At 72.9% G+C, this 22,214-nt stretch carries 14 protein-coding genes; 2 read left to right on the top strand and 12 right to left on the bottom strand.

What is annotated here, in order from left to right; genetic code table 11:
• Nucleotides 1-41: 41 nt before the first annotated feature.
• From ABT137_RS22245 to ABT137_RS22230, 4 genes are all read right to left on the bottom strand, one after another.
• Nucleotides 42-695, bottom strand: coding sequence for a response regulator transcription factor (locus ABT137_RS22245; protein ID WP_351711441.1), 654 nt, complete (start codon nucleotides 693-695; stop codon nucleotides 42-44).
• Nucleotides 692-1,918 carry a sensor histidine kinase gene (locus tag ABT137_RS22240; protein ID WP_351711439.1) on the bottom strand — a complete coding sequence of 409 codons (1,227 nt, stop codon included), beginning with the start codon at nucleotides 1,916-1,918 and terminating at the stop codon, nucleotides 692-694. The genes ABT137_RS22245 and ABT137_RS22240 overlap by 4 nt, the downstream gene beginning before the upstream one ends.
• A gap of 82 nt (nucleotides 1,919-2,000) precedes the next feature.
• Nucleotides 2,001-3,134 carry an ABC transporter substrate-binding protein gene (locus ABT137_RS22235; protein ID WP_351711437.1) on the bottom strand — a complete coding sequence of 378 codons (1,134 nt, stop codon included), beginning with the start codon at nucleotides 3,132-3,134 and terminating at the stop codon, nucleotides 2,001-2,003.
• 171 nt (nucleotides 3,135-3,305) lie between these two features.
• On the bottom strand, nucleotides 3,306-3,986 hold the full coding sequence (locus ABT137_RS22230) for a helix-turn-helix transcriptional regulator (protein ID WP_351711435.1): 681 nt from the start codon (nucleotides 3,984-3,986) through the stop codon (nucleotides 3,306-3,308).
• Between the two features lie 122 nt (nucleotides 3,987-4,108).
• On the opposite strand from ABT137_RS22230, the gene ABT137_RS22225 reads away from it, so the two are divergent.
• Nucleotides 4,109-5,077 carry a threo-3-hydroxy-L-aspartate ammonia-lyase gene (locus ABT137_RS22225; RefSeq protein ID WP_351711433.1) on the top strand — a complete coding sequence of 323 codons (969 nt, stop codon included), beginning with the start codon at nucleotides 4,109-4,111 and terminating at the stop codon, nucleotides 5,075-5,077.
• Nucleotides 5,078-5,129: 52 nt separating this feature from the next.
• On the opposite strand, the gene ABT137_RS22220 is transcribed toward ABT137_RS22225, so the two are convergent.
• Both ABT137_RS22220 and ABT137_RS22215 read right to left on the bottom strand, forming a co-directional pair.
• A complete protein-coding gene (locus ABT137_RS22220) occupies nucleotides 5,130-6,575 on the bottom strand; it encodes an MFS transporter (RefSeq protein WP_351711431.1) in 1,446 nt (481 codons plus the stop codon).
• 51 nt (nucleotides 6,576-6,626) lie between these two features.
• Nucleotides 6,627-7,028 (bottom strand): DUF3291 domain-containing protein, encoded by a 402-nt coding sequence (locus tag ABT137_RS22215; RefSeq protein ID WP_351711429.1) that lies wholly within the window; start codon nucleotides 7,026-7,028, stop codon nucleotides 6,627-6,629.
• A gap of 137 nt (nucleotides 7,029-7,165) precedes the next feature.
• On the opposite strand from ABT137_RS22215, the gene ABT137_RS22210 reads away from it, so the two are divergent.
• The gene (locus ABT137_RS22210; protein ID WP_351711427.1) at nucleotides 7,166-7,783 is read left to right on the top strand and encodes a MerR family transcriptional regulator; all 618 of its coding nucleotides are present in this window, start codon (nucleotides 7,166-7,168) and stop codon (nucleotides 7,781-7,783) included.
• On the opposite strand, the gene ABT137_RS22205 is transcribed toward ABT137_RS22210, so the two are convergent.
• From ABT137_RS22205 to ABT137_RS22180, 6 genes are all read right to left on the bottom strand, one after another.
• On the bottom strand, nucleotides 7,784-9,073 hold the full coding sequence (locus ABT137_RS22205; protein ID WP_351711425.1) for an NAD(P)/FAD-dependent oxidoreductase: 1,290 nt from the start codon (nucleotides 9,071-9,073) through the stop codon (nucleotides 7,784-7,786).
• A 76-nt stretch (nucleotides 9,074-9,149) separates the two neighbouring features.
• On the bottom strand, nucleotides 9,150-9,845 hold the full coding sequence (locus tag ABT137_RS22200) for a 4'-phosphopantetheinyl transferase family protein (RefSeq protein WP_351711423.1): 696 nt from the start codon (nucleotides 9,843-9,845) through the stop codon (nucleotides 9,150-9,152).
• 1 nt (nucleotide 9,846) lies between these two features.
• Nucleotides 9,847-11,613, bottom strand: a complete 1,767-nt coding sequence (locus ABT137_RS22195) for an acyl-CoA dehydrogenase family protein (RefSeq protein ID WP_351711421.1) — start codon at nucleotides 11,611-11,613, stop codon at nucleotides 9,847-9,849.
• A 16-nt stretch (nucleotides 11,614-11,629) separates the two neighbouring features.
• Nucleotides 11,630-13,330 (bottom strand): acyl-CoA dehydrogenase family protein, encoded by a 1,701-nt coding sequence (locus ABT137_RS22190; RefSeq protein WP_351711419.1) that lies wholly within the window; start codon nucleotides 13,328-13,330, stop codon nucleotides 11,630-11,632.
• Complete coding sequence (locus ABT137_RS22185; RefSeq protein ID WP_351711417.1) at nucleotides 13,327-14,943, bottom strand: PfaD family polyunsaturated fatty acid/polyketide biosynthesis protein; 1,617 nt, start codon at nucleotides 14,941-14,943, stop codon at nucleotides 13,327-13,329. Before ABT137_RS22185 ends, ABT137_RS22190 begins: the two co-directional genes overlap by 4 nt.
• 23 nt (nucleotides 14,944-14,966) lie before the next feature.
• Nucleotides 14,967-22,211, bottom strand: coding sequence for a beta-ketoacyl synthase N-terminal-like domain-containing protein (locus ABT137_RS22180; RefSeq protein WP_351711415.1), 7,245 nt, complete (start codon nucleotides 22,209-22,211; stop codon nucleotides 14,967-14,969).
• Between the last annotated feature and the right edge of the window lie 3 nt (nucleotides 22,212-22,214).

The raw sequence follows: 22,214 nt of genomic DNA, 5'->3' as shown, positions 1-22,214 counted from the left end.
CGGTCGGCAGACGGCAGATCGCGGCACTGCCGGCGGAGCGCTCAGCGCGGCCCGCCGACCTCGAGCAGTCCGCGCCGTACCGCCTCCGAGACGGCCGCCGCGCGGTTCTCGACCCCCAACTTCCGGTAGATGCGCACCAGATGGGTCTTGACGGTCGCCTCGCCGAGGAAGAGCGACTGTGCGATGGCCCGGTTGCCCAGCCCGCGCGCCAGCAGGGTCACCACCTCCACCTCACGGTCCGTCAACTCCGGCTCCGGGCTGACCGCTTGGCTCACGAGTCCGCCGACCACCTCGGGGGCGAGGGCCACCGTGCCCTGGGCCGCGCCGCGTACCGCCCGGAACAGTTCCTCGGGCGGCCCGGCCTTGAGGACGTAGCCGCGGGCCCCGGCCGCCAGCGCGCGCAGGACGTCGGCGCGGCCGGAGTAGCTGGTCAGCATCAGCACCGGCACCCCCGGCGCCTCGATGCTCAGCCGACGGGCCGCCTCGATGCCGTCCAGGCCGCCCGCGGGATCCGCGGCGAATCGCAGGTCCATCAGGACGACGTCCGGCCGCAGTTCGACGGCCAGCCTGATCCCGTCCTCCGCGCTGCCGGCCTCCGCGACCACCGCGAGGTCCGGTTCGCCCTCCAGCAGGGCGCGCAGCCCGGCCCGTACCACGGCGTGGTCGTCGGCGATCAGTAGACGCAGCCCGCTCATCGGACGGCGGCCGGGGACGCGGCGGTGAGGGAGCGGACGGGGACGACGGCGTGGATCCGGGTGCCGCCGCCCGGTGCGCTGGTGACGTGCAGTTCGCCGCCGTGCTCCCGGAGCCGCGCCCGGGCCGCCGGCAGCCCGTAGCCGCGGGCCGGCCGGTCCGCCGTCCCGGGCGTGCCGGGGACGAACCCCATGCCGTCGTCGGCGACTTCGAGTTCGACCCGGTCGGCCAGCTGCCGCAGCGCCACCCGCACATGCACCGCGTGCGCATGCTCGCGCACGTTCGCCAGCGCGCTCTGGGTGACCCGCAGCAGCGCGGTGGCCGTGTCCTCGTCGACCGGCCCGCGGCCGGTGTGCCGGAACCGCACCCGTGCCGCCGTGCCCTCCGCCTCGGCCCGCTCGCACAGCCGCCGCAGCGACTCCGCCAGACCGGTCTCCGCGACCGCGCTGGGCGTGAGCCCGTGGATGATGCGGCGCGTCTCCGTGAGATGGGCGGCCAGCCCGTCGGCGACCGCCCGGACCCGGGTACGGGCGGCCTCCGGCCGGCCCTCCCAGTCCCGCTCGGCCGCCTGGAGCAGCATCAGACCGCCCGCCAGCTCCTGGGCCAGGGTGTCGTGCAGGTCCCGGGCGATCCGGGTGCGCTCCGCCAGCACCCCGGCCTGCCGCTGCTGCCGGGCCAGCACCGCCCGCGTGCCGCGCAACTCCTCGATCAGCCGCCGCCGTTCGGCCGAGTCCCGCTGCTGGACCCGGTAGAGGGCGACCGTGCCCCACACGGCCGCCACCGGGATCAGCCCCATCTCCGGGTCGAACCGGTGGGCCGTCCCGATGAGCCGCCCGCCCAGTACGACGGTGATGACGGCCACCGCGACGACCGCCGAGCGCTGTCCGAGGGCGCGCAGGGCCGCCAGCGCCAGCGGCACACCGCACCAGGCGTACGCCATGGTCAGCGGCTGCGGGGCGAGCAGCACCAGCACCGCCCACAGGCCGAGCAGCGCCACCACCCATCCGTGCCGCCCGGCCCGGACCAGCCGCTGCCACACCGCGAGGCCCGCCGAGTACACCAGGGTCAGCAGCGCGCTGACGAGGACCATGTCCACGCACAGCGCGCCGCCCAGCTCCACCAGCCGGACGACGGCGGCACCGAGCATCACGAAGAACATCAGGTGCGGAGCCTGTTCGAGCCGGAGCCGGAAACCGCGCGGCCCGGAGGGGAGTCGGTCGGGCACGGCGGAACTCCCACGGATCTCCTCGGACTGGGTGATCGATTCTATCCGTGGCCTGTAGGGCGGGTGTGAAGAGCCGCCTGGGTCAGGCGCCCGGGTGCAGGCCCAGGACCCCGGGCGTGGGGGCGCCGGTCACCTCGCCGAAGTACAGGGCGAAGGTCTGCTTCCAGCGCTCGACCGCCGCCCGGTCGGCCATGAAGCGGGGGAAGCCGTCCAGGTGGGCGTTGGGGTACTCCCAGACGGGCTGCTGACCGGCCGGGGGCGCGATGTCGGTGCGTACCGACCAGCCGTTGAAGGACGTCCGCTGCTGGGCCGCGGACAGCTGCCAGTTGAGGTAGAGCTTGGCGGCGGCCGGCCGGGCGGCCTGCCTGAGGATCGCGGCGCGCTGGCCCCAGGCCATGAACGGCGCCTTCGCGGGCAGCACCCATCGGACCGGACCGGTCCCGAGCGGGGCGCCGGCGCCGCCGATCCCGATCGGCTTCAGCCCCGAACCGACCGCGTCACCGGGGGAGTTGCTGCCGCGCGCGAACCGCACGTCCTGGGCGGCGAGCTTCGCCACCCACTCCCAGCCGTACGTCTGCGCGTACAGCGCGTAGAGATAGAGGACGGCGTCGTCGTCATGGGGATACGACGACGCGATCCGGCCCTTCCACTTCGGGTCGAGCAGGTCGAGCGGGGTGCGCGGCGCGCCCGAGCCCGCCGCGGCCGTGCCGTACAGGAAGCTGAACGCGATCACCGCGATGCCGACCCAGGCGCCCTGCGGGTCCTTGAACCCGTCGTGGACCGTGCCGAAGCCGGCCGGCCGGTAGGGCAGCAGCTCGCCCTGTTCCTTCCAGCGGACGAAGTCCTGGAGGGTCTGGAGCTGTACGACGTCCGGGACGAGGGTGCCGGTGGCGAGCTGGTTGTCGATGCGGACGTCGTGGTACTTGCTGTAGTCGACGACGATCGTCAGGTCGATGTCGGGGAAGCGCTCGAGGAACGCGGCCTTGGTACCGTCCTGCTGGGTGGGGGTGTCGCCGCCGGCGTAGACGACGAGCTTGCCGCCTTCGGCGAGCGCGGCCCGGTACAACTCGTCGAGTGTCCGCGTCTCTTCGGCCCCGCCGCCCCGGCCGGCGGCTGCCGCCGCGGCGGCAGCGTCGGTGGTGAGTCCGCCGAGGGCGAGGGCGGCGCCTGCTCCGGCCGCGGTGGTGAGGACATGTCGTCTGCTGAGGCTGGACACGGTGCGGAGACCTCTCTGCCGGGGGTTCGAGTGACCTGCCGAGTCTCGTCGCCCGGGCCTGGCCTCCGCGTCGGCCGGACGGATCCGGCCGCGCGCGGGCGGTGGAACCCGGATTCAACCGATCGGTTGAACGCCCGGCCGGTCAGCCGGTGCGTGTGAACGTTCGGTTGGTCAGCCGGTGCGTGCCGCGGCCAGGTAGGTGTAGGCGGAGGCCCGGGAGATGCCGAGGCGCCCGGCGACCTGCTGGACCGCGCCGCGCACCGCGAAGACGCCCTGCCGGTCGAGGTCCCGGAACAGCTCCAGCCTTTCCTCGCGGGTGAGTTGGGGCCAGGGCTTGGGTCGGCGGAGCTGGCGGGCGTCGACGATCGAGTCCAGGACGGCGCTGATGTCGTCGCCGAAGGTGGTGGTCGGCGGTGCCTCGGGGGCGGCGGTGACCCCGGCGAGGCCGCCGACCAGCGCGTGTACCTGGTGTACGGCCGTGACGTCGAGGTTCACGCACAGCGCCCCGAACGCCGTACCGCCCGAGTCGCGCAGCACCATCGTGGACGACTTGACCAGCTTCCCGTCCCGGGTGCGGGTCAGGTAGTTCAGTTCGTCGCGTGCCTCGTCGCCGGCCGCCAGCAGCTTCATGCCGATCTCGCTCATCGACCCGCCGACACCCCGGCCGGTGACCGACCCGGCGAGGGCCACGACGGAGCGTTCCGGGCGGCGGAAGTCGTGGACGACGGCCTCGCAGAAGGAGCCGAAGGTCGCCACGATCCCGTCGACGACCGGGGACAGCGCCGCGATGATCGCGTCCTGCTCGGCCCGCGCCGCGTCCGTGCCGCTCGCTGCTGCCGGTCCGTCTGTCATCGGTGCCCCCGCCGGGATCGGGTCTGGACTTCCAGTCCAGATGATAGACAATAATTCCAGACCGTCGGCCGCTCAACCGGCGCTCAACCGGCGCCCCGCGGCGCCCGGAACGGAGGACGAACATGCCCGACACCCCGCCCGTCACCCTCCAGGACGTGCACGACGCGGCGGCGCGGATCAAGGGAGTCGCCCACCGCACCCCCGTGCTGCGCTCGCGCACCCTGGACGAGCTGGTCGGTGCCGAGGTCTTCCTGAAGTGCGAGAACCTCCAGCGCATCGGCGCCTTCAAGTTCCGGGGCGCGTACAACGCCGCGTCCCGGCTGTCGCCCGCGCAGCTCGCCCAGGGCATCGCCGCCTACTCCTCCGGCAACCACGCCCAGGCCGTCGCCCTCGCCGCCCGCGAACTCGGCACCACCGCCGTCATCGTGATGCCCGAGGACACCCCGCGCGCCAAGCTGGAGGCGACCGCCGGATACGGCGCGGAGATCGTGACGTACGACCGCTACACCGGCGACCGGGTCGCGATCGGCGAGGCCCTCGCCGCCGAACGCGGGCTCGCGCTCATCCCGCCGTACGAGCACCCGCACGTCATCGCGGGGCAGGGCACGGCCGCTCTCGAACTCATCGAGGAGGTCGGCGAGCTGGACGCCCTGGTGGTGCCCGTCGGGGGCGGCGGGCTGATCGCGGGCAGTGCCACCGCGGCCAAGGGGCTGCTGCCCGGGATCCGGGTCGTCGGGGTCGAGCCGGAGGCCGGCGACGACACCCGGCGGTCCCTGGCGGCGGGGCACCGGGTGTCGATCCCGGTACCCCGCACCATCGCCGACGGCCAGGCCGCGGACATCCCCGGCGAGCTGACCTTCTCCGTCAACCAGCGCCTGGTGGACGACATCTCGCTGGTCTCCGACGACCAGATCCGGGACGCGATGCGGTTCGCCTTCGAGCGGCTGAAGACCGTCCTGGAGCCGAGCGGCGCCAGCGGCCTGGCCGCGCTGCTCGCCCACCAAGTGGCGCCGCTGCCGCGCCGGATCGGGGTCGTCCTGTCCGGGGGCAACGTCGGCGCGGAGCGGTTCGCGGAGATCATCGCCGGCTGAACGCGAAATGGGCGGAGGCGCCCCGACGGGGTGCCTCCGCCCGGAGCGGGGCTCAGGCCTGCTCGTCCACCAGGCGCGGCCGGCGCGGGATCCCCAGCGCGCACAGGGCGCCGAAGAAGACCACCGCGACACCGACCCAGACGGCCGGGTGGAGTCCGTCGACGAACTGCTGCGGGCCCTCGGTGCTGCCGTACGTCACGAACACCGTGCTCAGGACGGCGATGCCGAGCGCGCCGCCGATCTCGCGGACGGTGGTGTTGGCGCCGGACGCCTTGCCCGCGTGCTCCTTGGCCACCGAGCCGAGGACCACCGCCGCCGTCGGCGCGAACACGAAGCCCATGCCGATGCCGGCCACGATCATCGGGCCGACCAGCGAGGGGTAAGCGGTGTCGGTGCCGGCGACCAGGTTGATCCAGCCGAGGCCGACGCCCTGCAGGAAGAGACCGAGGGCCATCAGCCGGCCGCCGCCGACCTTGTCCGTGATCAGACCGGCCACCGGGGCCACGAACATCGGCATCAGCGTCCAGGCGAGGGTGCGGACACCGGCCTCCAGGGGGGAGCGCGGGGGCACGATCTGGAGGTACTGGGCGAGCAGGAACAGTGAGCCGAAGACACCGAAGTACATGGTCGCCGAGACGATGTTGGTGAGGGTGAAGGCCCGCACCCGGTAGAAGGAGAGCGGCAGCATCGGCTCGTCGGTCCGGGACTCCCAGACCACGAACGCGGCGAGCAGCACCGCGCCGCCCGCGAACGCGCCCAGCACCTTCGCGGAGGTCCAGCCGTCGGGCTCGCCGTGCACGATCGCCCACACCACCGCGCACAGCCCGGCCGCCGCCAGCACCATGCCGACCAGGTCGAGGCGGACGCCCGGCAGCGAGCTCTCCTTCAGGGCGAACAGCACCAGCGGTATCGCGACCACGCACACCGGCACGTTGATCCAGAAGATCCAGCGCCAGTCCAGCCCGTCGACCACCGCGCCGCCGACCACCGGGCCCATGGCCACGGCGAGCCCGCTCACCCCGGACCAGACGCCCAGCGCCAGCCCGCGCAGCTTCTCCGGCACCGCCTGCGAGAGCAGGGTCAGCGACAGCGGCATCACGGCCGCCGCGCCGAAGCCCTGGACCGTCCGGAAGGTGATCAACTGGGCGCTGGTGTCGGACAGTCCGCAGCCGATGGAGGCCAGCGTGAACACGGCGACACCGATGACGAACACCGTCCGGCGGCCGAACCGGTCACCGAGCGCGGCGCCCGTCATCAGCAGGCAGGCGAAGCTCAGCACGTACGCGTTGACGAACCACTGGAGTTCCTGGGTGTTCGCCTGCAGATCGACGGCGAGGGTGTGCAGGGCGGTCGACACGACGAGGTTGTCGAGCGCGACCATGAACATCGGCACGCTGCACGCGACGATCGCGAGCCACAGCGGCACCCGGCGCCCCGGGGCGGCGACCTGGGCGGCCGGCTCCTCGTCGAGGACCGGGCTCTCTTCGGACAGGGTCATGGCAGAGGGCTCCTAGCGAAGGGGCTCATGGGGGCTCGGGGCGGGCGGGGTTCAGGAGTCGGCGCGTTCCTGCTCGGCGAGCCGGCGCCGGGCGTCCGTCCAGTCGATGGGCAGCTCGGCCGCCGGGACCTGCCAGAACGTGAAGACCGAGCCCTTCATCGTGGGGCGCAGGCCGGTCATCACCGACTTGTGCGGTTCGGTCCGGGCGTACCGGTAGAGGGCGTCCTTGTCCTCCCAGGCGGACAGCGTCCAGAAGGTGCGCTTCAGGGGTTCGGCGATCAGCGAGGCGCCGTACGCGCCGGGCGCCCCGGTGACCTGCTTCCACGCCACCAGCGACTTGGCGAAGAAGCGGGGCATGTCCTTGAGGGAGCGGACCTCCAGGCGGGACGCCATGACGAACGCCTCGGCGTCGGGTGCGGGGGTGTTGACGGTGGTCCAGCGCAGGGTGGGCATGGCGCGGCCTTCTCCCGTGGGAAGAAATTGGATACCTCTACTATCCATGTTAGACAGTAGGGGTATCCAATTTCCAGTGCCGAGGTGTCGTCCGGTGGAACGGGGCCGATACCGACGCGAGAGCGGAGCCGAACCCGATGCGCATGTCCGAGCTGAGCCGCCGCAGCGGCGTCTCCGTCACGACGATCAAGTACTACCTCCGCGAGGGCCTGCTCCCGACGGGCCGTCAGACCGCCGCGACCCAGGCCGAGTACGACGAGCAGCACCTGCGGCGGCTCCGGCTGATCCGCGCCCTGACCGGCGTCCGCGGCCTCTCGGTCAGCGCCACCCGCGAGGTCCTGGACGCGCTCGGCGAGCACGACGGCGACACCCACCGGCTCCTCGGCCTCGCCCTGGGCACGATCCGGCTGCCCGCCGACACGGCCGAGGCCGCCCCCGAGACCGCCGAAGTGGACGCGCTGGTCAAGGAGTTGGGCTGGAAGGTGCACCAGAACGCACCCGACCGCGCCACCCTCGCCGAGACCATCACCTCGCTCCGCTCGCTCGGCGTCCCCCTGGACTGGCACACCCTCCTGCCGTACGCCCGCCTCGCCGAACGCACCGCGGCCCTCGACCTCGACCAGCTCGACGGCATCGACGACCCGTTGGAGGCCGCCGAGCGCGCCCTGCTGCTGACCGTCCTCCTGGAGCCCGCGCTGATGGCGCTGCGCCGCATGGCCCAGGAGAACGAGTCGGCACACCGGCACACGCCGTAGCTAGGCGCCGAACTCCCGCAGCAGCTGGGCCGCCGCCTCCTTGCCGGAGGAGAACGCGGCCTCGTGGGAGCCGATCTGGTCCCAGTACTGCTGCTTGGAGTGGAAGTAGGAGCCGCACAGCTTCACCCGAGGGCCCTCGTTGACCGCGTAGATGGTCTGCTGGGCGGTGCGCATCGCCATGTCGATCATCGGGTGCTCGTAGTGGAACCGCCGGATGACGGCCGCCTCGTCGACCTCCAGCGGGTAGTCCAGGGTGACGAAGTAGTCCGTCGCCGACTCGAAGCCGTGCAGCTTGTTCATGTAGTACGCCACGTAGGTGCGCGGTCGCCCGTCGACGGTCACCTTGCCGTAGTTCCAGGCCTCCCAGCGGTCCCGGCCGGCCGGCATCACGGACGGGTCGGTGTGCAGGATCACCGTGGACGCGTTGTAGCGCAGCGGCGCCAGCAGGTCGCGCTGGGCCGGGGTCGGGTTCTCAAGGAGCGAGCGGGTCACGTCGGCGTGGGTGGCGAGCACGGCGTGGTCGAAGCGCTCCGCGCCGTTCCCGGTGCGGATCACGACCCCGTCCGGCTCCTGGCGGACGCCGACGACCGGCTCCGACAGCCGCGTCTTCGGATCGATCGCGGCGAGCACCTTGCGCACGTACGAGATCGAACCCCCCTCCACGGTCCGCCAGTCGACCCGGCGGCCGCCGAGGCCGCTCTCGTCGTGCGCCATGAAGAACGCGATGACGGTGGTGGCCGGCATCTCCCAGATCAGCTCGGCCGGCACCGACCACACCGCGCTGCACAGCAGGATGAAGTAGCCGTACCGGAACTCCTCGCTGTAGCCGCCCCGGTCCAGGTACTCGCCCATCGGCATGTCGGTGAGCTTGCGGAAGAAGTCGTGCCGGCCCTCCTCGTGGAACCGCCGCGCCTCCCGCCAGATGGTCTGGAAGTACTCCGGGTAGCGGGCCCGGACCTCCTCCTCCGGCAGGTCCATCTCCTCGCTGCCGTACTGCAGACCGTTGCTGAGGTCGAAGAAGTTGAAACCGCTGAGGAGTTGTTTGCCCGGTACCTCCAACTCCTCGAAGAACGCCGAAAGGTTGGGATAGGCGGGCCGGTTGAAGACGACGAACGCGGTGTCGATGCCCAGGACGCGGCCGGCGTCCTCGACCTCCACCGAGTTGGCGTGGCCGCCGAACCGGTCCTCGCGTTCGAACAGGGTGATCTGGGCGTGCTCGCGCAGCGCGTAGGCGGCGGAGAGGCCGGCCACTCCACCGCCCACGACGGCGATGCTGGGCTTGACGGACATCGGTGCTCCTCGCTCTTCAACAGGACAGGCTTCGGCAGGACGGGCTTCGGCAGGACAGGCTTCAGCCGGACGGGCTTCAGCAGGACAGGACGGTGGTGGTCAGGCCGTCGGGACGGGACCGCTCGCTGGCCACGGCCAGCACGTGACCCGGGGTCGGATGGACCAGGTCGAAGTGCCAGTACCGGGCGATCAGTTCGGAGTCGTGCACGGCGATGTGCGGGGCGGCGGCCGGATGGGTGAAGGCGATGCCGGACAGCTCGCGGCGCAGTCCGGTGCCGAGCGCCTTCAGGTATGCCTCCTTGAGCACCCAGTACGCGGCGACCAGGGCCGCCCGCTCCTCCCGCGGCGCCCGTGCCAGCTCCGCCCGCTCGGCGGGGGCGAAGAACCGGGGCAGGTGCGCGAGCGCGTCCGCACCCGCCGGCGACGGCTCGGCGTCCACCCCGCAGGCGCGGCCGGTGTCGGTCACCACACAGGCGATCAGGCCGTCCGTGTGGGTCAGGTTGAACCGCAGCCCGTCATGGGCCGGCTCCGGCTCCGGACGGCCGTCCCCGGTGGTGCGGAACCGCCACGCGGCGGGCGGCCGGCCGGACCGCTCGGCCAGCGCGTGCCGGGCCAGCAGCCGGGCGGCCAGCCGGCGCCGCCGCAACTGCTGCGAGAGCGCGCGCTCGCAGCGCGCCCGCTCCTCGCCGGAGAGCAGAGCCGTCCCGCCCAGCCGCGCGATGAACGTGTCGGCGGCCGCCTCGGGCAGCAGCCACAGGTGACGGTCGGACATCTCAGCGGCGGGCCGCGGGCAGCCCACCGCGCTCGGCGAGCGGGAACTGCCAGTACGAGAACAGCCGGTCCTCCTGGTGCAGCCGGCGCAGCACCCGCATCACGTCGTCGACCACGGCCGCGTCCGTGACGGTCTCGTGCGGCCTCAAGTGGCGCCGGAGCCGCTCCAGTTGAAGCAGCAGCAGGGCGCCGCTGGGCAGCGGGTCGTCGAGGGCGGCCGCCGAGTGGACGTACGTGTGCAGGCAGGCGGCGGTGGCGTGCAGCAGGCAGTACTCCTTGGCCAGGTCGAAGAGTTCGGCCGACTGGCCGTACTCGCGGCCGAGCGCGGACTTCAGCTGCGCCGTCCGCTCGCGCAACGAGTCGCCGTGCGCGAGGAGTTCGGCGGCGACCGCCGCGGACCGCTCCAGCCAGGCCTTCTCGTCGCCCTCCCGGGCCAGACCGCGAAGCCGGGCGAGTGCGGCGGGCGCGGCCCGCAGCGCGTCGTCCTGGCCCCGGCTGAACAACTCCTGGTCCCACGGGCGGTACAGCGGCAGCTCCCGGTCGATGCCGAAGAGCACGGCCGCCCGCTCCTCGGCTGCCGCGCTCGGCCCGGCGGCGAGGAGTCCCTCCAGCTGAAGGGCGATGTTCTTCAGGTTCACCACCGTGTTGCCGTCGGCGAAGTTCGCCACCGGCAGGTCGCGCATCATCTTCTGGTGGATGGCGTAGTGGGGGTGGTCCCGGAGATAGAAGCGCGCTCCGAGGACCACGTTGAGCTGGGCGAACGTCCGCTCCAGCAGCGTCGGCACGAAGTACTTCACCACCGACGACCACACACTGGTCTGCTCGGGCACGACCTGGAGCGCCCGGACCGCGCCCAGACTGATCGCGTCCGCCACCATCAGGTCCGCGAAGCACTCCGTCAACTGCCGCCGGGAGTACGGGATGTCGCTGACGGTACGGCCGAACACCTGCCGTCCCTCGGTGAAGTCGAGCGTCACCCTGAGGCCCGTGTCGACCGCCGACAGCGCGATCCCGCTGATCAGCGCACGCGCCGTCTGCGAGGTCTTGAGCGCGATCTCCAGGCCCTGCCCCTCCCGGCCGACGAGGGCCGAGTCGGGCACGAAGACGCGGTCCAGCCGGAAACCGCTCATGTCGAGGCCGCGCAGCCCGTGCATCCGCTCCCGCGGCAGCTCGTCCACCGCACCGGCGGGCGTACGGCGCTTGTCCAGCACGAACACGGAGTAGCCGGCGGGGCCGCCGCGCGGGTCGGTGCGGGCGTGGATGCTCAGGCCGTCGGCGACCCGGCCGTTGCCGATCAGCCACTTCTCGCCGGTGAGCAGGTAGCCGCCGAAGGTCTTCTCGGCGGTCATCTCGTTGGCGGTGAGATCACTGCCGTGGTTGCGCTCGGACAGGCCCCAGGCATAGCGGGTGCCCTGCTGGACCGTCTGGACGAGGGCCCGCTTCTGCTCGTCGGTGCCGGCCACCCAGGCGGGCATGAAGCTGAGACTGGTGATGATGAACGCGGTGGCGGTGGTCGGGTCACGGCGGGCGATCAGCCGCATCAGGTTGAATCCGACCTCCACGTCGCCGGCCTTGCCGCCCTGGGCACGGGGCAGGGAGTGGTCCAGGGCGCCCCAGCGTTGGAGCAGGTTGACGAACTCGTAGGGGTAGTCCTCCCGTTCGTCGTACTCCAGGACTTTCGCGTACGGCATCCGGCTCGCGGGGTCGTGTGGATCGCCGAGGTGGTTCTCCAGCCGGACCGCGAGTTCTGTGAGGTCCTTCTTCGGCACGGGGTGTCTCCGACGGTCAGGCGAGGTGGACGGGGAGGGCGCTGAAGAGCTGGTCGTGGTCGTGCAGGTCGGTGGTGATGTCGAGGGCGGGGAGTTGGGCGTCGCCCGCCCGGCGGGGATCGGTGCCGGTCGCTCTGGCGAGGAGGTGGGCGAGGGTGGCTTGCAGCCAGCCGGTGGTGAAGAAGGGGTTCGATTCGTTGGCCCACCAGAGGTGGAGGCAGGACGCTGCCGCGTGGAGCCAGGTGAAGCGGTCGGCCATGTCTATGAGGCCGGTGTCCCGGTCGGCGTTCGCCAGCTCCGCCGGGAGACCGCCGACGGCGGTGACGAGTCGGGTGACGAGTTCGGCGGTGGGGTGGTCGGCCGCGGTCGTGAGCCTGGCGAGGGCTTCGGGGGCGATGAGAGGGAGTGCGATGGTCACCGGGTCGTAGCCGCGGGCGTTCAGGTCGAGACGGTCGGGGGCGTAGGGAGGGAGCGGTTCTTCGAGGTTGAAGATGGTTCGGATGTGTTCCTTGGCTGCGGGTGCGTGGGGGCTGGTCGCGCCCCGCGGCGGAGCCGCTGATTGATTCAGCCCCGCGCCCCTGAAGAGGGTTTGCTGCAGTTGACTTGCGAAAGAGCGGAGGTTCGCCAGGGGGCTGGTGTCCACCACTCGTACGACTGCCGCGTCTCGTTGGAGCTTCTGGAACAAGCCGTCTCGGAGCACCGCATGCGATGCCAGCACCCCACCACAGCGGCGTAGTAGGTCGTCCGTGCTCTCCGCCACCACGTGCTTCGCCGCGCAGCCCCAGACGCTGAAGGTCTCGGGGACCACGTGGATGCCTCGCGACGCCGCCAGCGCCGTGGCATCCGCCGCCAGCAGGGCCGCCGACGCGATGGCCAACTCGCGCCTGGGGTAAGGGGATCGCAGAACTGTCGTCCGCCCCACCCTTCGGTCCGCCGCGAAGTCCAGCGTCTGGCGGAGCGCCGTGTCGGCGATGCCCAGGCTGCCCGCCATGCTCATCACGCGGACCACCTGCTGCGCCTTCATCACCGACTCCAGCGCCTCGCCCTCCCGGCCCACCAGGGCCTCGCGCGGGACCGGGAAGCGGTCGAAGCGCAGGTCGGCGAAGTCGATGCCGCGCATGCCGGCGGCCGGGACCAGGGGGCCTCGGTCCAGGCCGTCCGCCGCGGTGGTGAGGTCGACGAAGACCGCCGAGAAGGCGGCCGGGCCGCGCTCACCCGTCCTGGCGACCACGTAGGCCGCCTCGCAGCGGTGGCCCAGGCCGACCAGCCACTTCTCGCCCGTCAACGCCCAGCCGTCGGCAGTGGGTTCGAGGCGGGCCGTGTTCGCCAGCAGGTCGCTGCCGTGCCGCGCCTCGGAGAGGGCGAAGCCGATCGCGCCGCCCTCGGTGAGGATCTCCGCCGCCCGCTTGCGCTGCTCGGGCGAGCCGTGCAGGGCGAGGCAGGTGGCGGCGGTGATGCCGAACATCGTGCCGGGCATGACGTTGAGGTCCCGGCGGGCGGCCGTACGGACCAGGAGCATGCTGCGGTCGAAGGACTCGAAGCGGCCGCCCCACTCGCGGGGCAGGTAGTTGAGGTGGAAGCCGGCCTCGCGCAGCTTCGCGCACAACTCCTCGGGGAACGCGTCCTGTTCGTCGCGGGCGACGGCCGCCGCGAAGCCGTGGGGGTTGGCGGTGTCGTGGGGGTCGCCGAGCAGGCGCTCCAGATCGTCGGGGGTCATCGGGCGCCCTCCAGCGCGGGGGATTCCAGCGGGACCGGGCGGTAGTCCGCCGCCGAGGACGGGATGCGGACGCCCGCGACGCGCAGCTGGGCCAGGCGGGTGTGGAAGGCCGCGCCGCGCATCAGGTGGTGGGCGACGTCCGCCACGCGGCGGTTGCCGGGAGCCTTGAGGTAGCTGGCGGTGACCCAGTCGTTGAAGGCGCCCATGGCCGGGCCGCACCACACCTGGTAGTCGAGGACGCGGTCCGGGTCGCCGGTCGTGGACCAGCGGGAGGCCATACCCAGGTACCAGCGGAAGACCAGCGCCATCCGCCGCTTCGGGTTTCCGGCGGCGCGGGCCAGCTGCTCGGGGTCGCGGCGGGTGAAGTAGCCGACGCACTCCTGCCAGACGTCCTCCAGCGGACGGCGGAAGACCTGCGTCTCCAGCTTGGTGCGCTCGGCCGCCGGGAGGGCCTCCAGACCGTCGTACGCCTGGTACAGCTCGTACAGGCGCTTGGCGCGCATCGGGAACAGGGTGCCCTTCTTCAGCACCTGGAGTTCCACGCCCATCTCGAACATGTCGGCCGCCGGCGCCATCTCGCAGTCCGCGATGCCGGCGTCGCCGAGCAGCGCCTTGGTGGCCTTCGACGCGCCGGACTCCACACAGGACTGGTTGACCGACCCGGTCACCACGTACGCGGCGCCCATCGCGAAGGCGCCCGCGACCGAGGCGGGGCAGCCCAGGCCGCCGGCCGCGCCCACCCGGATGGGCACCGGGTAGCGGTGCTCGTGCTGGACCGTGTCGCGCAGCCGCAGGATCGTCGGGAGAAGCGCCGGGAGCGGGCGGCGGTCGGTGTGGCCGCCGGAGTCGCCCTCGACCGTGATGTCGTCGGCCATCGGCACGTACTTGGCCAGGTCCGCCTGCTCGGCGGTGATCAGGCCCTGCTGGAGCAGGGTGGTGATCAGCGCGGCGGGCGCGGGGCGCATGAAGCGCTCGGCGGTCTCCGGGCGGGAGATCTTCGCGATCAGGCGGTGGTCGGCCACGACCGCACCCGAAGGCTCGCGGCGCAGGCCGGCCAGACGGTAGCGCACCACGTGCGGGCTGAGGCTCATGAAGGCCGATGCCTCCACGCACCGCACCCCGTGACGCAGGAACAGCTCCACCGCCTCACGCTCCAGGCGCTCCTCGCTCGGGCTGTGGATCAGGTTGACGGCGTACGGCAGACCGGGGATCTCCCGCGCGAAGCGGGTGAGCGCCTTCGCGATGGTCTCCGGGAGCAGTCCGGCCGCGCCGTAGGAGGCGAGGAAGCCCTCGCGGGCCAGCGCGATCACCAGGTCGGCGGAGGCGATGCCGCCGGCCATCGCGCCGGCCATGTACGCGTGCCGGACGCCGTGCGCGGCCAGGAACGCGGGCGAGCCGAGGGTGCGGGGCGGCAGCGGAGCGGCGGCGGCCAGCAGGGGCAGGCCCTGCGGGTCCGCCGTGGCGGTGCCGCCGGCCGCCGCCCCGATGCCGTGCGGGGTGCGGACCACGAAACAGGGGCGGTCGAGGGCGGCCAGGGCCTCGTAGATGCTCGCCGGGTCGGTGTGCGGGGCGCTCGCTCCCTGCCAGTGCAGCGGAGTGGGCTGGGCGTGCATGACTCGGACGTCTCCTCGGAGCATCAGGCGTGGGTGTCGTCGGGACGGACCTCGATGGCCACGTCGGTGAGTTCGTAGATGCGCAGGCCCGGCTTCCACAGGTCGGCGTCGGCGATCACGACGAGCCGGTCGCCGTCCCGGCGGACCTCCTTGACGTGCACGTCGAAGCTGAGCTCGCCGTCGTGGCGCAGGATCTGGCCCCGGTACTTCCAGCTCATGGCGATGCCGGTGCCGAGCGCGAACCGGGGGCGCTCGATACCGTCCGCCAGGCCCTGCTCCAGCACGTACAGGCGCATCGCCTGGAGGATCGCCTCCACACCGAGCGAGCCGGGCATCACCGGGTCGCGGTGGAAGTGGCAGTCGAAGTACCACTCGTCGGGCCGGACCGCGCGCTTGCCGTGGAGGTATCCCCTGCCGTGCCGGCCGCCGTCCTCGACCAGGTCGACGTGGTCGACGAGGTGGAAGTGGCCGGCGGGGAGGCGCAGCTCGCCGCTGAACTGCGGGGCGTCGTCCGGGAGTTCGATGCGGCGGACATTCTCCGGCTTCTCCTGCTCGATCCAGGGCGCGACGTACGTGCCGCTGTCGAGGCCCACCTGGTGGGCGAGCGCGGCCTCGCTGAAGTAACCGAAGAGGGACTCGCCGGTGTAGAACACCTCGCCGTCGGCGGAGAGTTCGTAGCGGAAGTTCTGGAGCACAGCGCCCGAGACCGCGCTGGTCATCAGGAGCGTGGAGTGGTGCCGGATGGTCTTGCCCCGCAGGTCCACGTCCTTGACCAGCGTCGCGCTGCCGTCGAGGTTGCGGATGGAGTACTGGGTCTCCGGCTGCTTGAGGGTGGCGCCCAGGTAGTAGCCGAGCAGGATCGCCGCCTGCAACGACGTCTCCATGTAGACGCAGTTGGGCATGTGCGGGTGGGAGTTCGCGCCGTAGTACCAGGCGTCGGCGGGGGAGTCGTACTCAGTGACCATCTCCGCGCCGGGCTTCAACTCACCACGCGTGCCCTTGAGGTGCATGATGCGGTCGACGAACTGGAAGTCCCCGTTGGGGATGTACGGCGCCCGGCTGTCGCGGTAGACGTCGAACTCCGGGCCCATCGCCGTACCCAGGTCGCCCTTCGCGGCGTGCGCCAGGTGCAGTTCGTTGATCATCGCGGGCTCGCCGGAGCGGTTGCGGCGGCCGAGGAACTCGGGGACACCGCCGAGCGGCGGGCGGTACGGGGTGCCGTCCTTCTCCCGGACCTGGATGCCGAAGTTCCGCATCCGGATCACCGGCTTGTCGCCGAGGTACACCAGGATGTCCGCGATCACGGACGGCCGCGGCAGCAGCGTCAGCTCCATGACCTCGATCTCGTACCGGATCTCCCGGTGCTCCGGGGTGATCTGGCCGCGCACCTGGACCTCGGTCTCCAGGCCGATGATGGTCTGGAAGCGGGCGTCCGGCAGCACCAGGTGCATGCCCTGGTGGAGGAGGTAGGCCTGGAGGGTCTGCACCGCGCCCTCCGCGACCATCGAGCCGGCCAGCACCGGGTCGTCCGGGAAGTGGCACTCGAAGTACCAGGCGTCCGGCTCCGGACGCTTGTACGCGGTGATCGCGCCGAGCCCGCGCGGACCGCCGGTGCGGTCGATGCGGATCTCGTCGACCATGCGCAGCCGGGCGTCGGGCAGCCGCAGGGCCGGATTGAGGCCGGGGTCCTGGGCGTGGTGCGGTCCGAAGACCTCGCCCGGCTTCCCCTCGGCGAGCAACTCCAGGTCGGCCGCGGTGAGATGGTTCCGGTCCGTGTCCGCCAGCGGCTTGAACCAGGTCTTCGTCAGCGCCGCCCGCCGCTGCTTCTCCTTCTCCGTGATGACCACGCCGAGCGGGGTGGCCAGCTCCGCCGCGGAGAAGAACCCGGCGCAGGCGTCCTTGAGTTCGAGGATCAGCTCGCCGTCGGCGTAGCAGAGGTAGCTGAAGAAGAAGAGGGTCGTGTCGCCCTGGCGGACGAACCGGTTGATGGAGATGTCGTAGCGCAGGGTCTGGCCGGTGCGCGGCAGGTCGCCGTGGAAGACCAGCTTGCTGTCGAGCAGCCGGTAGACGCGCTCGCCCTTGTTGCGGAAGTCGATCCCCAGGTAACTGATCAGCAGGAGGTCGCACTGCCCGGCCTCGATGGCGACGGCCGGCGGCACCCCGCCGTCCACCGCGTACCAGGCGTCCTCGGGCACGTCGTACTCGGTGCGGATGAAGGACGGCTCGTACACGCCGGTCTCGGCCTGGAGGGCGGTGACGCGGGTGACGAAGTGGTACGGCGGTGCGGGCAGCCGGACGCGCTTGGTGTGGCCGTCTATCTCGGCGAACTCGGGGCCGAAGACGTCGGCCAGGCAGCCGGTGGCGAAGGCGAGGAGCTGCTGCTCGTCCCAGATGACGCCCGGGGTGCGCGGGGCGGCGGGCGGCAGCGCGGGGCGCTCGGCGGCGGGTTCGGCGGGCGGCAGCACGGCCGTGGGCTCGACGACCACCGGCCCGACGACCACCGCCCCGACGGTTGCGGGCTCGGCGACCACGGGCCCGACCGGCCGGGGCGGTGCGGGGGCCGGTGCGCCGGTGTCCAGCAGCGCTTCCATCCGGGTGAGCGTGTGTTCCTGGAGCACGCGCTGGGTCTCCATGACCACCGAGTGCGTGGCCACCATCTGCTGCCGGATGTCACGCAGGAGGTCGGCGGCGGAGCCGCCGGCCGCGGCGACGGGGTGCGAGGCCGTGGCCGGCCGCGGCCGGGGTGCCTCGGGCCGCGCAGGCACCTCTGTTTGCTCTGTCCGTTCCGCCCAGGGCAGGAACGCGAGGGGTTCGCCGTCGAAGGTGATGACCTCGGTGTCTTCGAGCGTCGGGTCGGCGGGCATCAGGTCGGTTACCTCCAGCGAGACGGCGGCCACGGGGGCGGGGCGCGCGTCCTCGGCGTCGACGGGGGCGGCCACCGGTGCCGGTACGGCCGTACGGACGGACGGCGCGCGTTCTTCCGCACGGGCGCCCTGGGCAGAAGCGGGGGCGGGGGCAGGCGCGGCGGGCCTCGCACGCTCGGCGACCCCGGCCGGGATGGACGGGCCGCCGCCGACCGGGACGCGCAGCAGCGCGGTGCGCCCGGTGGCCACCGGGTCGGGGCCGAGCAGCCCTGCCAGGTCGAGCGGCAGGCCGTGGGCGACCAGCCGGGCGGCGAGCTGGGCGACGGAGCGGGCGGCGGGCACTCCCCGGCGGTCCACCGGCATCGCGACGTGCGTGGCGTCGCCGAGGGTGTCGTGCACCCAGCGCGTGCAGGTGGCCCCCGGTCCGGTCTCGACGAAGTAGCGGAAACCCCGGTCGTAGGCGGTCCGCACGAGCTTCGGGAAGTCGATGGTGGAGCGCAGGGTCCGGGCGATGCGCCGGGCCACCTCCGCCGAGTCGAGGTCGCCGACGGGCTGGTAGTCGTAGGCGCTGAACAGCTCCAGGCCGCCCACGGAACCCGTCGGATGGTCGTTGAGCTCGGCCAGGCCGGCCAACTCGTCGTCCACCGCCGGGCAGTGCATCACGGAGCCGACCGGGGAGCGGGCCGACGGGCAGCCCAACTCCTCGATCAGCGCCCGGCACTGGGCCGGGTCGCCCGCGACGACCGCCTCGGTGGGAGTGTTGACGTGGGTGAGGAAGACCCGGTCGTGACGGGCCAGGGCCTCGGTGATGCGCTCCGCGGACTCCAGGAGGACGAAGCTGCCCCACACCGCGTCGTCCGGGGTGTCGTCGGGCAGGTTCCACAGCTCGCGGACCGTGCGCCGGGGGCCGGTCAGCCGGTCCCGGAACAGCGGGGTGGCGCTGATCCGGTCGTCGCGGCGGGCGGACCGCTGCCAGCCGCCGGTGGCGAAGAGCATGCTGGACTCGCCGAGGCTGTAGCCGAACGCGCCGTGCGCCGTGACGCCGAGCCGCTCGCGGACGAGGTCCGTGTAGAGGATCGCGAAGGTGGTGCCGGTGGCGAGCATGAACGGGACGTCCTCGCCGAGTTCGCCCTCAAGGCGCATCAAGTCCCGGCGGTCCAGGGCGGTTTGCGTCCGCGGGTACAGCTGGGCGGCACGGAACATCCGGTCCGGGTCGCCCGCCTCCGACTCGAAGCCGCCGAGGAGGGACGGGAAGATGCGGAACAGGTCGCGGCCCAGCGCGGGATAGGAGTTGAAGGCACCCGGGTACACCAGGGCCACCTTGCCGTCCGGGCCGATCGGGCGGGGTGCGAAGCTACTTCCCGCAGGGGTGGTCCACTCCACGCCCTCGGTGTTGGCATCCCGCAGGCTGCGGGATGCCAACTCCAGCTGCTGGAGCAGCTGTTCGCGGTCGCGGCCGACCAGGACCACCCGCAGGGCACTGCCCGGCAGCCGCTCGGCGGCCGCCCGGCCCAGCCGGTACGGGTCGGCGCCCGCGCCCAGCAGCTCCGTGTGGCGCGCGACCTCGGCCAGCAGCCCCTCGATGTCCGCCGCGCCCAGCGGCAGCAGCGCCGGAGCGCCGGCCCGCCGCCAGTCGGAGGGGACGACGTCGCCGCGGGTGCTCTCGGCGGACAGCACCAGATGGCCGTGGGCGCCGTCGGAACCGATCACGTTCACGGCGGCGTACCGGCGCCGCGCGTTGTCGGTGCGGAGCCAGGGCCGGGAGGCGTCCGGCACATGCAGCGCGGTCGCCGCGAGCCGTTCCGCCAGCTCCGGCGCGGGCCGGCGCCAGCCCGGTACGCCGGGCAGGTAGCCGTGGTGCAGGCACAGCACCGCCCGCAACAGCCCGGCCAGACCGGAGGCGCCCACCGTGTCGCCGACCTGCGCCTTCGCGCTGCCGAGGGCCACGGTGCCCGAACCGGCGGGGTAGACCCGGGCCAGGGCGTCCACCTCGGCCGCGTCCCGTACCGCCGTACCGCCCGCGTGCGCCTCCAGGTAGCCGATGTCGCCGGCGCCGATCCCGGCGGCGGCCAGTGCCTGCCCCGCGGCCTCCGCTAGGGCGTCCGCGTCGGCCTCCGGCAGCAGGCCGTCGACGGGAGGGGAGTGCCGTACGGCGACGGAGTCGACGCGCGCATAGACCCGCTGGGCCCGCCGGGCTTCCGGGCGGGTCACCACGACCGCGCCCGCGCCCTCGCCGATCCGGACGCCGCGCTGCCCGTCGCCGAAGGTCAGGCCCGCGCCCGCGACCGGCGCCGTGCCGCGCAGCAGCAGGCTCTCGGGCGAGCCGGCCAGGTCGACCGCGCCGACCAGCACGGCCTCCACGGTCTCGTCCAGCAGCAGGAGCTGGGCGATCTGGAGCGCCTCGGCGGCGCCCGCCCCGTCGGAGGAGACGGTGAAGGACGGGCCGGTCAGGTTCCAGAGGGAGGAGATCCGGCTGGCCATGATGTTGCCGATGTAGCTGAGCACCTCGTTGGCGACGATCGGCCGGTGGATCGCCTCCCGGGCCGCCTGCGCGAGGTCACCGGGCAGTTCCAACCCGGCCTCGGCATAAGCCCGTTGCAGGAAGTCGCCGATGCCGTGCCGGGCCAGGTGCAGATGGGCGCTCGGCTCGATCTCCATCGCCACCACGACCGCGACCCGGCGCGCCTCGGGTGCCTTCGCGCCCGGCGGCACGGTCCGGTCGTACCCGGCGTCGCGCAGCGCCTCGTCGGCGACCTTGGACATCAGGGCGTGCTGGAGGTTGTAGTTGCGCAGGTCGGCCGGGGGGATGCGGTGGTCGGCGGGGTCCAGCTCGATCCGGTCGACGAAACCGCCCTCGGGCAGCCGGGTCCGGTCGAGGCCGGCCCGCTCCAGGGTGCCGCCCGCGGTCTCCTCCAGGCCGCGCCAGCGGTGCTCGGGGAGCGGCCGGAAGGCGTCGGTGCCGTCGTGCAGGGCGCGTTCGAAGGCAGCGGCCGAGTCGAGGGTGCCGAAGTGGGCGCCGAGGCCGACGATGTCCAGGGCGGGCGGCACGGCCGGCTCGGGCTCCCCTTCCTCGCCGGCCTGTTGGGAGAGGACCACGTGCGCGTTCGTACCGCCGAAGCCGAACGCGGAGACCGCGGCCCGGCGCGGACCCGGACCCCCGTCCGGCCAGGAGCGGGCCTCCCGGACCAACGGAAGGGCGTCGGTGAGGGGTTCGGCGATGCCGATGGTCGGCGGCAGTTCGCCGTGGCCCATCGCCAGGATCACCTTCAGCAGACTGCTCAGCCCCGCCACCGTCAGCAGATGGCCGAGGTTGCCCTTCACCGAGCCCAGCGGCGGCACCGTGCCGCCGCGCGCGCCGAACCAGGCGGTCACCGACTCGGCCTCCGTGCCGTCGCCGACCGGTGTGCCGGTGGCATGGCACTCCAGGTAGTCCACCTCGCCGGGGCCGAACCCGGCCCGGGCGTAGGCGAGTTCGTACGACGCGCGCTGACCGGACGGGTTCGGGACCAGCAGGTGGCGGCCGGCGCCGTCGTTGGACAGGCCGATGCCGTCGACGACCGCGTAGATCCGGTCGCCGTCCGCCAGCGCGTCCGCGAGCCGCCGTACCGCGACCATGCCCGCGCCCTGGCCGGTGAGGATGCCGGTGGAGCGGGCGTCGAAGGGCTGGCTGATCCCGTTCTCCGGGTAGGCGTGCAGGTCGGAGAAGGAGAGGTGGATGAGGGTCGGGTCGGGGGCGCAGACCCCGCCCGCCAGCACCAGGTCGGCCTGGCCCGCCGCCAGGTGGTCGCAGGCCAGCTTCAGCGCGTACAGGGCCGAGGAGCAGGCCGCGTCCAGGGCGTAGCGGGGGCCGCCGAGGCCGAGGGCGGCGGCCGCGATCCGGGCGGGCGCGCCGCTCACCCGGGCGTCCGCCGGGTGCACGGCGGCCGGGTCGAGGAGCGCGGCCGGAGCCGGCGCCGGATGACCGGAGCGCCGTACGCCGTCCAGGACCGCCTCGTGGACCAGGGGCAGGCTGATGCGGGCCGAGGCCGGGGTGGGGAAGGAGTAGTCGCCGACCACCAGGCCGGTGCGGGCGAGGAGTTCGGGGCGGTCCGCGTGGCCGCTGTCGCGCAGGGCCTCGCGGGCGGTGTGCAGGGACCAGTGGAAGACGCGGTCCAGGCGGGTCAGATCCTCCGGGCGGAGCCGGTAGCCGGTCGGGTCGAACTCGAAGCCGGTGACGAAGCCGCCGCGCACACAGGTGATGGCGTGCTCCGGGTCCGCGAGGCGGGGGTCGGGGGCCGGGCCGAAGACGTCCGGGCCGCCCTCGGTGCGGCTGTCCACGCCGTCGCGCAGGTTCCTCCAGAACGCGTCGGGAGTCTCCGCCCCGGGGAACAGGCAGGAGATGCCGACGATCGCGTACTTGCTCATAGC

This window comes from Streptomyces sp. NPDC001980 (assembly GCF_040296885.1).
Classification (GTDB): domain Bacteria; phylum Actinomycetota; class Actinomycetes; order Streptomycetales; family Streptomycetaceae; genus Streptomyces.
This window is presented reverse-complemented; position numbering and strand designations above follow the sequence as displayed.

Bases quoted from the DNA above. Each gene is read 5' to 3' on its own strand.
- ABT137_RS22245 (WP_351711441.1), bottom strand. From the start codon at position 695: ATGAGCGGGCTGCGTCTACTGATCGCCGACGACCACGCCGTGGTACGG.
- ABT137_RS22230 (WP_351711435.1), bottom strand. From the start codon at position 3,986: ATGACAGACGGACCGGCAGCAGCGAGCGGCACGGACGCGGCGCGGGCC.
- ABT137_RS22225 (WP_351711433.1), top strand. From the start codon at position 4,109: ATGCCCGACACCCCGCCCGTCACCCTCCAGGACGTGCACGACGCGGCG.
- ABT137_RS22220 (WP_351711431.1), bottom strand. From the start codon at position 6,575: ATGACCCTGTCCGAAGAGAGCCCGGTCCTCGACGAGGAGCCGGCCGCC.
- ABT137_RS22215 (WP_351711429.1), bottom strand. From the start codon at position 7,028: ATGCCCACCCTGCGCTGGACCACCGTCAACACCCCCGCACCCGACGCC.
- ABT137_RS22210 (WP_351711427.1), top strand. From the start codon at position 7,166: ATGCGCATGTCCGAGCTGAGCCGCCGCAGCGGCGTCTCCGTCACGACG.
- ABT137_RS22205 (WP_351711425.1), bottom strand. From the start codon at position 9,073: ATGTCCGTCAAGCCCAGCATCGCCGTCGTGGGCGGTGGAGTGGCCGGC.
- ABT137_RS22200 (WP_351711423.1), bottom strand. From the start codon at position 9,845: ATGTCCGACCGTCACCTGTGGCTGCTGCCCGAGGCGGCCGCCGACACG.
- ABT137_RS22190 (WP_351711419.1), bottom strand. From the start codon at position 13,330: ATGACCCCCGACGATCTGGAGCGCCTGCTCGGCGACCCCCACGACACC.
- ABT137_RS22185 (WP_351711417.1), bottom strand. From the start codon at position 14,943: ATGCACGCCCAGCCCACTCCGCTGCACTGGCAGGGAGCGAGCGCCCCG.
- ABT137_RS22180 (WP_351711415.1), bottom strand. From the start codon at position 22,211: ATGAGCAAGTACGCGATCGTCGGCATCTCCTGCCTGTTCCCCGGGGCG.